Raw genomic sequence first — 13,251 nt, 5'->3', positions numbered from 1 at the left:
TGACTGATGTACAATTCCAGCCATTCAATAGCCAGCAATCTTGCGCTCACCGCAACGGTTAGCTTAGTGGTTGGCTTTGTTATCGGTTACCCAGGATGGACACTCGCAGTGGCGCTGCTAGGCTGGGGCCTCTATCAGGTTAAACAGTTTAATCGCCTACAGCAGTGGCTCATGCGCATCGACCATACCGATGTCCCCGAAAGCCGAGGTTACTGGGGCGAACTGTTCGATGAGCTGTCCAGAGACCAAAAGCGTCAGCTGTCACGGACCCAAGCGCTACGCAACGTCATCCACCGCTTCCAACAATCATCCGCCGCCCTGAGTGATGCCATCGTGATTATCGATGCGCAAAACCACTTAGAATGGTGGAACCGAGCCGCCGAAAAGCTACTCGGTATGAAAGCTCAAACCGATCGAGGCCGCTCGGTGATGAACCTATTACGCGATCCGCGTTTTGTGCGTTATTACCGTAAAAACATGTACGACGATCCGCTGCAGCTAACGTCGCCGATTCAGAAAGATATGGTGCTCGAATATCGCATTACTCGTTTCGGTGCCGGGGATCGTATACTCGTTGCTCGGGATATCACCCGCCTTAAACAGCTGGAACAAACCCGTCAAGATTTCGTCGCCAACGCCTCTCACGAGCTGCGCACACCCCTCACTGTTATCCGTGGCTATCTTGAGACCTTTCTCGATCAAGACCTACCACGCCCACTACAGCGCGGCCTGAGCCAGATGGAGAGCCAATCTCGGCGGATGGAAAACCTCGTCGCGGATCTGCTGCTGTTATCGCGCTTGGAAACTAGCGCCCATGTAGCCGATGAATTACCGATCCCTCTCCATGCTATCGTCACCCGTATTCGGGAAGATGCGCTGGCCCTCGGACAGGAGAAAGATCAATCCATCACTCTGGAGTTAGAACACAGCAGCACACTGTTAGGTCAGGAGTCCGAGGTTTATAGCGCGATCTCTAATTTGGTCTTCAATGCGGTGCGCTACACTCCGGCGAAAGGCGCGATTAAACTGCGCTGGTGGACCGATAAAGAGGGTGGCCACTTCACCGTGCAGGATAATGGCCCCGGTATCGACAGCATCCACCTGCCTCGATTACAGGAACGCTTTTACCGGGTAGATGAAAGTCGCTCATCCGACAGTGGCGGCACCGGCTTAGGCCTCGCGATCGTCAAACACGTGATGCTTAGGCATGGTGGTAAGCTCACCATTAGCAGCCAATTAGGTAAAGGCAGCACCTTCACTTGCCACTTCCCGAACGAACTGATCATTCCCGCTAATGCTGAAGCAGTTGAAACCGATTAACACTCCATTTATCTGCCAGAAACTAAAAACGCACTTCAAAATGAAGTGCGTTTTTAGTTAAAGCATCCGTCGACTTCAGCACCCAAGATAAGTGCTTCAGCCCCAGTTAAAAGCAGTCATCAACCCAACGGATTAGCGTTTACCTAATCGCTCTTGGCCCGTCAGACCACTCAGGTCTATTTCACTACCGTTGGTATATTCTTCAACCCAGAAAATAGTCGCCCCCACCACCGCCGCAGGCATAATCAGCAAGTTAAGCAGAGGGATCATCATGCCAAAAGAAACCAATCCACCGAATCCTACTGACGTTAGACGACGCTGTTTAAGGGAATCTTTCATCGCCCGAAAGCTCACTTTATTGTTATCCATTGGGTAATCGCAATACTGAATCGCCATCATCCAGCAGCCAAACAAAAATAACAAAATAGGCGCAACCATACCCAGTACGGGAATAAAGGCCAAGATAATCAAAAACAGTAACCGCGGCAGGTAATAGAGTAGCTTAGAAAGTTCTCGGGCAACCGTGCGCGGTATTAGCGCTAAGATCTCTTGCCACCCTGAGTCAGTCACGGTCACACCGCGTAGCTGTTGCTCGACCTTCTCTGACAAGATGCCATTAAACGGTGCCGCTATAATATTCGCCACCACGCTAAAGCTGTAATACACCAAGATCAGTACCAGCCCGGCAATCAATGGCCATAACAAATAGCGCAAAAACTGCAGCCAATCCCAATCCGGTAAGATCGCACTGAGCAGATAATCGATCCAATAGCCCATCTGATCAAATAACAGCCAGATCGCGCCGGTAAAAAGAAAAATATTGATTAATAAAGGGATCAGGACAAAGTGTCGAATCCCCTTTTGTGGCAACATCGCCAACCCACGCAATAAAAAGTTTGCGCCACGTAACGGATTTCCTTTCATCTTTTCCTCTATGACTTAAACATCCGAATCAGGCAAAAAAGTGGTTATAAAAACGCACAATCACCGCCAGCAACATCAATGATAAACCGATACGGTTAATCATAAACTCTCGTTTAGTAAACTTGATGGTTGCCTGCCAGAACACCAGTATCGATTTAATATCGCTGGTTCGCAGTACATAGAGTATCAGTGACACCAGAAACACACCAAGACCAACCATCATTAACAGCTGTTCCAACACCGCCAGAGTCATTTTCTTATCACCATAAATTGCTATCCGAGGCGCTAAGATTAACAGAAATAGACTGCATTAGTGGCGGCTTTAGCCTATAACTTTATGTGAATACAAAAACCTGCTGTAAGCATTGAATACCTAACACTCACCGGAGACCTTATGCATACGATATCAATACATCAGTTTGGCGGCCTTGATGAGCTTATTTACAGTAAACAATCCCGACCACAGCCCGCTTCTGGCGAAGTACTGATTAAAACAGCAGCGGCTGGCGTTAACCCAATTGACTGGAAAACCTGCTCCGGTGGCGGTGCCAGTAGTTTTATTGGGGAGTTGCCCTTTATTCCCGGCTGGGAGTTCTCGGGCGTTATCGCAGACCCTAGCGATACTGATTTCAAAGAGGGTGAAGCGGTGTTTGGCATGATCCGTTTCCCGCAACCGGCCGGCTGCTATGCCGAATATATTGCCGCCCCGGCAGAGCAGATAGCGAGGCTACCCGATGCCGTTGATCTCACAACCGCAGGAGGTTTGCCAACCGCCAGCCTAACCGCATGGCAAGCACTGTTTGATAAAGGCGACCTAAAAGCGGGCCAGCAGGTATTGATATTAGGCGCCGCCGGAGGCGTTGGCCATCTCGCAGTACAGCTGGCTAAGTGGGCTGGCGCTCATGTGTCCGGCACGGCGTCCTTACGTAATCATGAATTTCTCGCGGCACTGGGCTGCGGGCGGGCCATTGATTACCATCATCAAAGCCTGAGTGACTATACCAACAGTATGGATTTGATTATCGACTGTGTTGGCGGAGAAACGGGTATTGAAGCCCTGCCCTGTCTCAAGCCCGATGGGGTACTGGTAACCCTGCCTTCAGTCACTAAAGATCAAGTGATCGCAGCAGGCACTGCACAACGACGTCGGGTTGAACCGATCCGCTGCGAGCCGTCCGCTGAACAGTTGACTAAAATTGGGGAGCTGGTGGCCGATGAACACCTCAAGTTGCACATCGGTGAAAGTTTTCCACTGGAAAAAGCCGCCGAAGCCTTTGCCCTGAGTCAAAGCGGCCATGTGTGCGGCAAGCTGATTCTAACCTTCTAAGGTATGCTAGGCTAAGGCGGTTTACCCCGCCTTGGCACTATTGTTGAGCACTACAAAGCTGCTGTTGCTGACGCAAGATCAACCGACAACCCTTCGCTAACAAACCCTGTTCTATACAGCGGTCTTTTACCCAGGCTTTATCATCCTCAGTGGCCTTTTCGTGGTAAGGAGGGATGCCCTCGCAAACAACCGCCGAAGGCTGACTGTTTTGCCAGCAGGCTTTAAAGAAGGTACCGCCGCCAACAGTACAGCGGTATTCAGAATCATCACAATGCTCAACCCGCTGCAGAGCTTTTTCAACACAGCCCTGCTGATCGGTCTGCTCACTGGCCGCGATGCCTGCCTGACGCTGTTGATTGACCATCTCTTGATGCTCTTGGTTCCAGCCTTCTAGCCATTCAGGTGCATTCAGCCAGCTATAGAAAATACCCACAATAATGGCCAGCAACAGGCCTAACCAAAAACGTCGCATCATCGGAAAATCCTTTTATTTAGCGGCCCCGGACATATAGCCCAAACAGACAGCAACAAAAACCGGCCGCCGAAGCCAGCATGGTTAAATTAACAAACAGAGGGTTACGAGCAGCAAAAGGGACAAACGGATGTTGATGACTCATATCGCAGACAGCGGCCAAATAATCATAGGAACCTCCGGCGGATAAACAAGCATTAACCTCGCTCAGCTCCGACCAAAAAACCCCCATCAACACCACCCCCGGCAGAATCAATAGCAATAAACCCAAGCGCAGCATTATTCTTCACTGACCCCAATGTTACTAACGCCGTCATTCGCCGCAAGTTTTTTCAACTCGCTGATCAATCCCGCATTCGCATTTTTAGCGGCGCTAAGACGGTTAATCACATCTTCTTGAAAGCTCTCTTCCTGCAGCATCATATCGTGGTGGCTGATATACCGAAGCAACTCTTCATCGGACATATCCGCATCGGCAGTCACCTCAATAAAGGTAGCAACACATTCCAGTGACAAATTACCTACGTTAGCCGCTTCAGTGCGATTAGGTTCTAACAGACAGTTAATCGTGGAATACAAGGCCACCATCGCATCCAATGCCGGTGAGGCGCCATACATATCAAAGACATCAAGATCTGGCATATTGGCTTCAACATTGCTCTGCTGAACCTCAAAATTCATCGCCGCACCGGTATTACCCAGCTTATTCCACACCCCATCGAGGATGCTACGCACCTGATGACGATCACCAAAATCAAGCAAGGTTGAAAACAGCGCAAAGTTAGGAAACATGCGCTCTGTGACAGCAACCGAAAAAGCGCTCAACTGCCAACCGTCGAGTGCTTTAAGCTCATTTTCCAGTGACCATTGTGACATCAGATAAACTCCAGAACTAAATTTCTTCCTATTGTACAGCGCCGAAATCATTTTGCAGCAGTTATGCAGGATTCCCCCTCGCCAAAGGCATGGAGATTTTATTCCAACGAACAAATATTAATCCTCTGATTCAATTCGTTTTTTTATTGTATACTCACTCCTGAAAAGCAAGTTCTTAGTGGAAGACAAACCATGAATAATAAGAATCCTCTCGCGACCCTCGTCAAGGGCCTAGACTGTTTCAGCGAATGGACCGGGCGCAGTATTGCCTGGCTAACATTGCTGATGGTCCTGGTGACCTTCATCGTCGTGGTGATGCGTTATGTTTTAAATGTTGGCAACATCCCGTTACAAGAATCAATCATCTACATGCACAGCCTCGTTTTTCTGCTCGGGGCAGGCTACACCCTCAAACATGATGGACATGTTCGTGTCGATATTTTCTATCGGCCATTGGGTGAACGTGGCAAAGCAGTGATCAATATCATCGGTGTTCTCGTGCTGCTCTTGCCGGTTTCGGTGTTTATCTTCTGGATCTCCTGGGATTACGTAACGTTCTCTTGGCATACCCTCGAAGGCTCACAAGAAGCGGGGGGTATTGAAGCGGTATACCTTCTGAAAACAACCCTACTCCTCATGCCTGTACTGATGATCCTACAAGGAACCGCTGAACTCGGGCGTAATATTCTGGTACTGACCGGACAAGCACATCTGACCGAAGTGGATTCTCAGGAGCATCCAATATGATTGAATTTCTGCCATTACTGCTGTTTTTAGGCGCAATCTTTGTTTTGCTACTTGGCTACTCCGTTGCCTATTCACTCGCCGGCACCGGTCTGATCTTTGCGGCAATCGGCATTATGACCGGCCACTTTGAAGCCAGCTTCCTAGAGGCGGTACCTAACCGTCTGTTCGGCATTATGAATAACTCGGTGCTGATCGCCGTGCCACTGTTTGTCTTCATGGGCGTGATGCTAGAGAAATCTAAAATCGCAGAAGACTTACTCGATACCATGGCCACATTGTTTGGCCCTATTCGTGGCGGCTTAGGCATCTCCGTGACCGTTGTTGGCATGTTGCTCGCTGCCAGTACCGGTATTGTCGGTGCAACCGTGGTAACAATGGGGCTGCTCTCGTTGCCGACCATGCTCCGCCGTGGATATGATCCCGGTGTCGCTACCGGCACTATCTGCGCCTCTGGTACGCTTGGGCAGATAATCCCCCCTTCTATCGTGCTGGTGCTGTTAGGTGATGTTATCTCCTCGGCTTACCAACAGGCACAGCTAGAGCAAGGTATTTACTCACCCAAGACCGTTACGGTCGGCGATCTGTTCCTCGGTGCGCTGATCCCCGGCCTTTTACTGGTCTGTGCTTATATTGCGTATCTGGTCTTCAAAGCGATCTTTCACCCTGAGACCGTCCCCGCTATTCCAAAAGAAGAACGGGACAAAGTCGACAACATGTTTCAGCGAGTCATCTTTGCGCTACTGCCACCCGTGTTTCTCGTTGGCTTAGTGTTGGGATCGATTCTTGGTGGTTGGGCAACGCCAACAGAAGCCGCTTCCGTGGGGGCACTAGGTGCCATACTGCTGGCGATGGCACGACGCTGCTTTACGCTATCAATTTTAAAGCAAGTGATGCGCACCACCACTCAAGTGAGCTCCATGGTGTTTATCATCTTGGTCGGTGCTTCGATCTTTTCGCTAGTGTTCCGTGGTTTTGGCGGTGACGACCTAGTGCGTGACTTCCTAACCGACTTGCCGGGTGGCATATTTGGCGCAGTCGCACTGGTGATGTTGGTTATCTTCCTACTAGGTTTCTTCCTCGACTTTATCGAGATCACCTTCGTGGTTGTGCCTATCGTGGCTCCTATCCTGCTAGCTATGGGACTCGATCCTGTCTGGCTCGGCGTAATGATCGCGCTTAACCTGCAAACGTCATTCCTGACGCCGCCGTTTGGTTTTGCTCTGTTCTACCTCCGAGGAGTCGCACCAGAAAGCATTTCAACCATGCAGATCTACAAAGGGGTTATACCCTTTATCATGATCCAACTGGTGGCCTTGATGGCACTGGCGCAATGGCCAGCCCTCGCAACTTGGTTGCCAACGCTGGTTTACGGTTAAACCGTAAATTCAAAACCAAAAAAACCCGCAAATTGCGGGTTTTTTTATTACCTAACCTTTACCCAATAGTTACAACGTACGGGCGTTCAGGTAAGACTGCTCAGATACTGCATGCCACTTAATCGCCTGTTCACGGAACTTAACGAAAGAGTCGAATACTTTCTGTGACATCGGATCTTTAGCGGCTTCTTCAGAAACAACCTGATCAGACAGCGCTCTGATCTCTTTAAGCACGTCGTCAGGGAACTGGCGCAGTTCAACACCGTGCTCATTGACCAACTGCTGCAAGGCCTGGTTGTTCTTGGCCGTGAAGTCAGCCAGCATATCTTGGTTAGCAATCCGCAGCGCATTACGTACAATAACCTGCAGATCGGCTGGCAGTTTTTCAAAGGCTTCTTTATTAAGGAAGCACTCCAATGTGGTGCCAGGCTCATGCCAGCCAGGATAGTAGTAATACTTAGCCGCTTTGTGCAAACCGAAGGCCAAATCGTTGTAAGGGCCTACCCACTCAGTTGCATCAATCGCACCCGATTGCAGCGATGGGAAAATCTCGCCACCGGGTAGCAGTACTGGTGTACCACCAGCACGCTTAAGCACTTCGCCACCAAGACCTGGCATCCGCATTTTCAGACCTTTCAGATCTTCTACACCATTGATCTCACGGTTAAACCAGCCACCCATCTGTACCCCAGTATTACCCGCAGCACCCGGGATCAGGCCAAACTCAGCATAGACTTCTTCCCAGAGTTCCATACCCCCGCCATGATACAACCAAGAGTTCATCTCTTGAGCAGTCAGGCCGAAAGGTACCGCCGCAAAGAATTGCGCGGCACGTGTCTTACCTTTCCAATAATAGGAAGCACCGTGGCCCATCTCTGCCGTACCACGGGAAACCGCATCGAAGATTTCCAGTGCGCCCACCAGCTCTTTGGCGCCATAAACTTTAACTTTAATCCGGCCGCCACTCATCTGATCAATCAGATCAGCGAGGTAATTAGCGCCTGTTCCCAAACCTGGGAAGTTTTTCGGCCAAGTCGTTACCATTTTCCACTCAATGGTTTCCGGCTTTTCCGGTGCAGCTGACGCTGCGGGCTGAGCACAATCCGCAGCCTCCGTTTTTTTCTCTTCCGTGCACGCGGCTAGGCCTGCAGCAGCAACCCCAAGACCGAGGACTTTGACAATCTCACGACGTTTCACAAGGCTTCTCCCTATTCGTCATTGTAGCTATATAGCTGTCGATAATTATTGTATTTATATTTATAACCCTCTGAACATAGCATCAAGTGATATCTGCTGCAATTTCAAATAGTAAGCAACCCCCTGTAAATGTTTACCAAATTCAAAATGCTGTACGAATGACAACAGCATTTATTCTATTGAACGGATTTACTGATATACTCGTGCCGTTATGCCTAACCAGAAAACGGAAACCAGCTTGCAGTCGCTTAATCTACTTAAATCTATCGCTGATGCTAAATCCAGCCTGCGAAAATCAGAACAAAAAGTTGCTGATTACGTCTTGGAGAACCCTTCCGACGTTATTCATATGCGGATTGTCGATCTAGCCTCAGAAGCGAATGTGAGTGAGCCGACCGTGGTACGTTTTTGTCGTGCGCTGAATTACGACGGTTTTCAGGATTTCAAACTGACTCTGGCCCAGGGGCTTGCGAGCAACGCTAACTTTGAGCAATTCTCTCTTAATACGAAAGATACGGTCAGTGAGTTTAAGCAGAAGATTTTCGACTCGACCGTCGGCAATATGATGCGGGTCAGAGAAGAACTCGATGCGAACACCCTAGAAGAAGCTATTAACGCTATTGCCAGCACTAACCGGTTAGAACTCTACGGCTTCGGCGCCTCGGCCCCAGTCTGTAATGATGCACAACATAAGTTTCACCGATTAAAAATTGCCGCATCCGCCTATTCAGATCCACATATGCAGATGATCTCAGCCACAACACTGACCGAAAGTGATGTGGTAATCGCCATCTCCCAAACAGGTCGGACAAAAGATCTACTGCACGCGGTCAAACTCGTCAAAGATGCTGGCGTCACCGTCATCACCCTCTGCCCGAGTAACACCCCGCTGTCTGACTTAGCTAGCATCGCTATCCATATTGACCTAGAAGAAGATAAAGACCTCAGTACCCTGATGTCATCCCGCGTGGTTCATCTAGTGGTCATTGATGTGCTGGCCGTCGGTGTTGCGATGAAGCTCGGACCGGGCTTGCTGGATCACCTCAAGACCATCAAACGCAGCCTTAAAAGCCTGCGCCAGAACGATAAACGCCTGCCACTGCGCAAACCTGAAGAATAAATCGGCCCGCTTTTTCCTATTTCTGTAACAGTTGTACGGCAAAATCAGTATCCGTTAGTGCCTACCCTTAGGCCTATAATTTATTGATATTCTCTTTTCAGTGTTATAAAAAAGAGATTCCCTGTTAATCAGAATTGCTCAAAGGCCTGTTAGCCTCTTTGCTTAAACGGCTTTCAGGTAAGCTTTGCAGAAGGTGTAGGAGTCATTGCGATGCTTATACGAAAAGATCAGGACTTAAACGAAATTCAAACTAAAATCTTCGATATCATCGTCGGTATTGAAGAAACAGAGCGACAAGCTCAACAAAAAAAAGCCAGCGAAAAAAGCTTATCCGTTAGACGCGCCATCGAAGAACGCAAACAACGAAAAGAACTCGAATATCAAATTAACGACGAACGTTGGTTTGATGACCTAGGATTTGACGAGCGCTAACCTCACATAGACACGCTATAAAAAAGCCCGCAACATGAGTGCAGGCTTTTTTAAGCGCTTGAGATTTAGATCTCCGGGTAGAGAACATCTAACGGTACTGACCGGCCACTGTCGACCACCATCGCTGCATGCTTACGTTTTAGCTTGCGCGGCTCTGGCACGCCACAGGAGTGCGCGATCATCTCCAACTCTTTAACCATATTATTATGATAGTGAGTCACTCGCACCGCTTTATCTTCGGGCACTAAGCCCCGCTGCAGATCTTTATTATGGGTGGTAATCCCTGTCGGGCAGGTATTCTTATTACACTGTAATGCTTGAATACAACCGAGGGCAAACATAAAGCCTCGAGCACTGACACAGAAATCCGCGCCCATACATAGGGCCGCGGCCACATCTGTCGGGTTAATACACTTACCTGACGCGATCACTCGCACACGTTCACGCAAGCCATACTTAACCAATTTATCCACCAAAATTGGCAGACTCTCTCGTAATGGCAGACCAACACTGTCCATCAACGGCATCGGTGCCGCACCGGTGCCACCATCACTGCTATCGAGAGTGATAAAATCCGGCGCTTGCTCCAGCCCCCGGGCAACCACCCGTTGACAAAACTCATCTAACCAAGCGGTAGATCCTAGCACTAACTTAAAGCCGACCGGTTTACCGGTGACTTCGCGAATATGGCTAACCATATCCAGCAGGTCGTCGGCGGAATCAACCTCGACATGACGGTTTGGGCTGATCGAAGCGACCCCTTCGGGTATGCCGCGAATAGCACCGATTTCAGCCGTGACTTTGGCCCCCGGTAGCATTCCGCCTTTACCGGGTTTAGCGCCTTGGCTGAGCTTAATCTCAAACATCCGCACCTGCTTATAGGCGGCCTTCTCTCTGAGCTTTTCGTCGCTCAAAAAGCCTTTGTCATCACGCATACCATATTTAGCGGTACCAATCTGACAGACGATGTCACAGCCTCCTTCGAGGTGGTAAGGCGACAAGCCTCCTTCGCCGGTGTTCATCCAACAGCCGGCTTCCCGCGCGCCATTCGAAAGCGCCTGAATCGCAGGCTTAGAAATCGCCCCAAAGCTCATCCCGGAAATATTAAAAAAGGACTTGGCATCGTATGGTTCGCGACAAAAAGGCCCGATCTGCAATGGCTGGTTCTTGACGGCATCCTCTTCCAAGGTCGGAAATGGACAGTTAAGAAAGTAGTACGTTCCGGGGGTGCGCAAATCACGACTAGAACCAAAGGCGATGGTGTTATCAATATTCTTCGCCGCCCGGTAACACCAGCTGCGCTGCGCCCGATTAAATGGCATCTCTTCGCGATCCATCGCAAAGAAATACTGCCGAAAGAACTCGCCTAGATGTTCAAATACATAACGGAAACGGCCAAACAGCGGATAGTTTCGGCGGATGGTCTGCTTCGTCTGATTTTTATCAATCTGATAAATAACCAGCCCTGTAATCAGCCCTCCAACGACAATCAACAGCAGGATGCCGCCCAGAATTGCTACGAAATTAATCGCAAAGCTACTGACGGGATCAATCATGTTTGCACTCCTTGTTAGTCTCTGTCGGCATACCGAGATGCCACCGCGCCAATCCTATCCTGTTCCGCCGGCATTGCCTATGGCAGCAACGGGCATTTTCTAATGCGAACAAACGCTTGGCGCTGCCAACATCCTTACTTTATCCACATTATGTGCATGGTTTTAGCGCTTTTGCACCTTACCATCAAGATAAAGCAGTACAGCAACAGCACCCAATGCGAACAACAACCCGGTGTAACACCTAATAGACGTCCTGATCATCCGTTGGATAACCATTATGAGCCTTCAATCAACCCTACTCGGCAAGCCTAGCCAACGGCTACCCTTAAAATTGAGCCGTCAGCGTCGGCTAGCCTTAGGCTACCTTTGCTTAATGTCCCTGCCATTTTTAGCCACCTTCAGCCTGAATATGGCGCAGCAAGGGATCTATGCGACCACACTGATGGTCATCAATATGTTGGCGATGATGGCCTTTTATCTGCAATTTCCGTTAGCCAGCCGCCTAAAGCAAATAACCCTGTTTACAAATATTGACTGGAACATCTCGCGGCATAAACAGGTCGGCCAATGGCTGGGCATTATTTTTCTGCTGCATCCAATACTGATTCTGGCGCCCCGCTTTAGCCTGTCTTTCGCTGATGGCATGCACAGCCTTATTTCCGTTGTCACTGCGCCCGCCATGCTAACCGGCATTATTGCTTGGGTCGGTCTGCTTATCTGGATACTGACCGCAATCTGTAAAGATAGCCTGCAGATGCGTTACGAAACTTGGCGTTTTACCCATATGTTAGGTTTTGTGGCCATCGCCATACTCGCCACACTGCATGTAACAACCATCGGCAGTCATGGTCAGTTTCAGGCAAGTTTTAAACTTATTTGGTGGGTGCTCTGTGGTCTATCGGTGGTGATGGTATTGCACAACTATTTTATTAAACCCTTAGCACTGCGGGCTCAGCCTTTTAAACTACTTGATGTCACTCAGCTTAGCCGTACCGATTGGCAGGTCACCATCGAGAAAAAAGGTGCGGCAGATTTTAGCTTTTCCCCGGGTCAATTTGTTTGGTTAAACACCAGCCAGCACAGTGGCGGCGTCAATGAGCATCCATTTTCGATTGCTTCATGTCAGGCAGATCTCCCGAAAGTCTCCTTTATTATTCGTAATTTAGGTGACTACACCTCAAAACTGAATACCCTCAAGGTGGGCCAAGATGTCTATGTCGATGGCCCTTACGGCAGCATTAGTTTGGCAGAATCTGCTAACGCAAAAGCGATCGTATTAATCGCAGGCGGTGCGGGTATCGGTCCCATGTTAAGCCTGTTACGCGGTTTAGCCCAAGCAAACGATCCGCGACCGATTCGATTAATCTACGGCAATAACCGCCCGGATCAAATGGTGCTACAGAACGAGATCAAACGCTTAGAACAAACCATGCCTAACTTCAAACAACAGTTAGCTTGTGCCACAACAACAGGTGACGGTGATATCTACCAAGGCGTTATCGATCAGGCCTGTATTGAACAAGTCATCAATATCGCAGTGCCGCGCGACTGGGGCGTCTATTTATGCGGGCCAAAACCGATGATTACCGCGGTCAATAAGAGCCTCAAGGCATTACAGATACCCCGCGCCACTATCCATTACGAGCAGCTGTCGTTTTAACCATAGGTTTAGGAGCGCACCAATATGCCCATTAGTGAAATAGCAGGCTGCATAGGCTGTAAGACCTGTGTTCAGACCTGTCCAACCGACGTTATACAGTTCGATCATGAACAGCAAAAGGCTTACATCGCTTACCCTGAAGATTGTCAGATCTGTCATTTATGCCGCCTTTACTGCCCGGTCGATGCGATTAGCATTACACCGGAAAAATCGATCCCTGTCGTTGTTTCTTGGAGGTAATCCC

15 protein-coding genes are annotated in these 13,251 nt (G+C 49.3%); 8 read left to right on the top strand and 7 right to left on the bottom strand.

All coding sequences use genetic code 11. The features are described from left to right. The first annotated feature begins 6 nt into the window (after positions 1 to 6). Positions 7 to 1,320, top strand: a complete 1,314-nt coding sequence (phoR, locus tag AC0L4K_RS19905; RefSeq protein WP_417225909.1) for a phosphate regulon sensor histidine kinase PhoR — start codon at positions 7 to 9, stop codon at positions 1,318 to 1,320. Positions 1,321 to 1,452: 132 nt separating this feature from the next. Here phoR and cysZ read toward each other — a convergent pair whose 3' ends face one another. Beyond that, entirely contained in the window at positions 1,453 to 2,244 is a 792-nt protein-coding gene (cysZ, locus tag AC0L4K_RS19900; protein ID WP_417225907.1) for a sulfate transporter CysZ, read from the bottom strand. A gap of 28 nt (positions 2,245 to 2,272) precedes the next feature. Continuing rightward, positions 2,273 to 2,497: a hypothetical protein gene (locus tag AC0L4K_RS19895; protein ID WP_417225905.1), complete on the bottom strand. Its 225-nt coding sequence runs from the start codon at positions 2,495 to 2,497 to the stop codon at positions 2,273 to 2,275. 141 nt (positions 2,498 to 2,638) lie between these two features. Here AC0L4K_RS19895 and AC0L4K_RS19890 point away from each other — a divergent pair, with 141 nt between their 5' ends. After that, entirely contained in the window at positions 2,639 to 3,571 is a 933-nt protein-coding gene (locus tag AC0L4K_RS19890) for an NADP-dependent oxidoreductase (RefSeq protein ID WP_473267650.1), read from the top strand. Positions 3,572 to 3,608: 37 nt separating this feature from the next. Here AC0L4K_RS19890 and AC0L4K_RS19885 read toward each other — a convergent pair whose 3' ends face one another. The 3 genes from AC0L4K_RS19885 to AC0L4K_RS19875 are packed head-to-tail and all read right to left on the bottom strand — an operon-like array spanning position 3,609 to position 4,919. Continuing rightward, on the bottom strand, positions 3,609 to 4,046 hold the full coding sequence (locus AC0L4K_RS19885) for a hypothetical protein (RefSeq protein ID WP_417225901.1): 438 nt from the start codon (positions 4,044 to 4,046) through the stop codon (positions 3,609 to 3,611). 16 nt (positions 4,047 to 4,062) lie between these two features. After that, a complete protein-coding gene (locus AC0L4K_RS19880; RefSeq protein WP_417225899.1) occupies positions 4,063 to 4,323 on the bottom strand; it encodes a hypothetical protein in 261 nt (86 codons plus the stop codon). Continuing rightward, positions 4,323 to 4,919, bottom strand: a complete 597-nt coding sequence (locus AC0L4K_RS19875) for a YjaG family protein (protein WP_417225897.1) — start codon at positions 4,917 to 4,919, stop codon at positions 4,323 to 4,325. The genes AC0L4K_RS19880 and AC0L4K_RS19875 overlap by 1 nt, the downstream gene beginning before the upstream one ends. 192 nt (positions 4,920 to 5,111) lie before the next feature. Here AC0L4K_RS19875 and AC0L4K_RS19870 point away from each other — a divergent pair, with 192 nt between their 5' ends. Both AC0L4K_RS19870 and AC0L4K_RS19865 read left to right on the top strand, forming a co-directional pair. After that, on the top strand, positions 5,112 to 5,666 hold the full coding sequence (locus AC0L4K_RS19870; protein WP_417225895.1) for a TRAP transporter small permease subunit: 555 nt from the start codon (positions 5,112 to 5,114) through the stop codon (positions 5,664 to 5,666). Next, entirely contained in the window at positions 5,663 to 7,042 is a 1,380-nt protein-coding gene (locus tag AC0L4K_RS19865) for a TRAP transporter large permease (RefSeq protein WP_417225893.1), read from the top strand. The genes AC0L4K_RS19870 and AC0L4K_RS19865 overlap by 4 nt, the downstream gene beginning before the upstream one ends. Positions 7,043 to 7,111: 69 nt before the next feature. On the opposite strand, the gene AC0L4K_RS19860 is transcribed toward AC0L4K_RS19865, so the two are convergent. Beyond that, complete coding sequence (locus AC0L4K_RS19860) at positions 7,112 to 8,239, bottom strand: TRAP transporter substrate-binding protein (protein WP_417225891.1); 1,128 nt, start codon at positions 8,237 to 8,239, stop codon at positions 7,112 to 7,114. A gap of 238 nt (positions 8,240 to 8,477) precedes the next feature. On the opposite strand from AC0L4K_RS19860, the gene AC0L4K_RS19855 reads away from it, so the two are divergent. Together AC0L4K_RS19855 and AC0L4K_RS19850 are read left to right on the top strand one after the other, a co-directional pair. Then, complete coding sequence (locus AC0L4K_RS19855; protein ID WP_417225967.1) at positions 8,478 to 9,359, top strand: MurR/RpiR family transcriptional regulator; 882 nt, start codon at positions 8,478 to 8,480, stop codon at positions 9,357 to 9,359. A gap of 210 nt (positions 9,360 to 9,569) precedes the next feature. Beyond that, entirely contained in the window at positions 9,570 to 9,791 is a 222-nt protein-coding gene (locus AC0L4K_RS19850) for a PA3496 family putative envelope integrity protein (RefSeq protein ID WP_417225889.1), read from the top strand. A 65-nt stretch (positions 9,792 to 9,856) separates the two neighbouring features. On the opposite strand, the gene AC0L4K_RS19845 is transcribed toward AC0L4K_RS19850, so the two are convergent. Then, the gene (locus AC0L4K_RS19845; protein ID WP_473267649.1) at positions 9,857 to 11,347 is read right to left on the bottom strand and encodes an FMN-binding glutamate synthase family protein; all 1,491 of its coding nucleotides are present in this window, start codon (positions 11,345 to 11,347) and stop codon (positions 9,857 to 9,859) included. 277 nt (positions 11,348 to 11,624) lie between these two features. Here AC0L4K_RS19845 and AC0L4K_RS19840 point away from each other — a divergent pair, with 277 nt between their 5' ends. Both AC0L4K_RS19840 and AC0L4K_RS19835 read left to right on the top strand, forming a co-directional pair. Next, entirely contained in the window at positions 11,625 to 13,007 is a 1,383-nt protein-coding gene (locus AC0L4K_RS19840; RefSeq protein ID WP_473267648.1) for a ferredoxin reductase family protein, read from the top strand. 24 nt (positions 13,008 to 13,031) lie between these two features. Then, positions 13,032 to 13,247, top strand: a complete 216-nt coding sequence (locus tag AC0L4K_RS19835) for a 4Fe-4S dicluster domain-containing protein (RefSeq protein ID WP_473267647.1) — start codon at positions 13,032 to 13,034, stop codon at positions 13,245 to 13,247. The last annotated feature ends 4 nt before the right edge of the window (positions 13,248 to 13,251 follow it).

Source organism: Amphritea sp. GJ51-11, from assembly GCF_055808735.1.
The sequence above is the reverse complement of the archived record's forward strand: the minus strand, read 5'-3'. Positions and strand labels throughout refer to the sequence as shown.

Bases quoted from the DNA above. Each gene is read 5' to 3' on its own strand.
- phoR (WP_417225909.1), top strand. From the start codon at position 7: ATGTACAATTCCAGCCATTCAATAGCCAGCAATCTTGCGCTCACCGCA.
- cysZ (WP_417225907.1), bottom strand. From the start codon at position 2,244: ATGAAAGGAAATCCGTTACGTGGCGCAAACTTTTTATTGCGTGGGTTG.
- AC0L4K_RS19895 (WP_417225905.1), bottom strand. From the start codon at position 2,497: ATGACTCTGGCGGTGTTGGAACAGCTGTTAATGATGGTTGGTCTTGGT.
- AC0L4K_RS19890 (WP_473267650.1), top strand. From the start codon at position 2,639: ATGCATACGATATCAATACATCAGTTTGGCGGCCTTGATGAGCTTATT.
- AC0L4K_RS19885 (WP_417225901.1), bottom strand. From the start codon at position 4,046: ATGATGCGACGTTTTTGGTTAGGCCTGTTGCTGGCCATTATTGTGGGT.
- AC0L4K_RS19880 (WP_417225899.1), bottom strand. From the start codon at position 4,323: ATGCTGCGCTTGGGTTTATTGCTATTGATTCTGCCGGGGGTGGTGTTG.
- AC0L4K_RS19875 (WP_417225897.1), bottom strand. From the start codon at position 4,919: ATGTCACAATGGTCACTGGAAAATGAGCTTAAAGCACTCGACGGTTGG.
- AC0L4K_RS19870 (WP_417225895.1), top strand. From the start codon at position 5,112: ATGAATAATAAGAATCCTCTCGCGACCCTCGTCAAGGGCCTAGACTGT.
- AC0L4K_RS19865 (WP_417225893.1), top strand. From the start codon at position 5,663: ATGATTGAATTTCTGCCATTACTGCTGTTTTTAGGCGCAATCTTTGTT.
- AC0L4K_RS19850 (WP_417225889.1), top strand. From the start codon at position 9,570: ATGCTTATACGAAAAGATCAGGACTTAAACGAAATTCAAACTAAAATC.
- AC0L4K_RS19845 (WP_473267649.1), bottom strand. From the start codon at position 11,347: ATGATTGATCCCGTCAGTAGCTTTGCGATTAATTTCGTAGCAATTCTG.
- AC0L4K_RS19840 (WP_473267648.1), top strand. From the start codon at position 11,625: ATGAGCCTTCAATCAACCCTACTCGGCAAGCCTAGCCAACGGCTACCC.
- AC0L4K_RS19835 (WP_473267647.1), top strand. From the start codon at position 13,032: ATGCCCATTAGTGAAATAGCAGGCTGCATAGGCTGTAAGACCTGTGTT.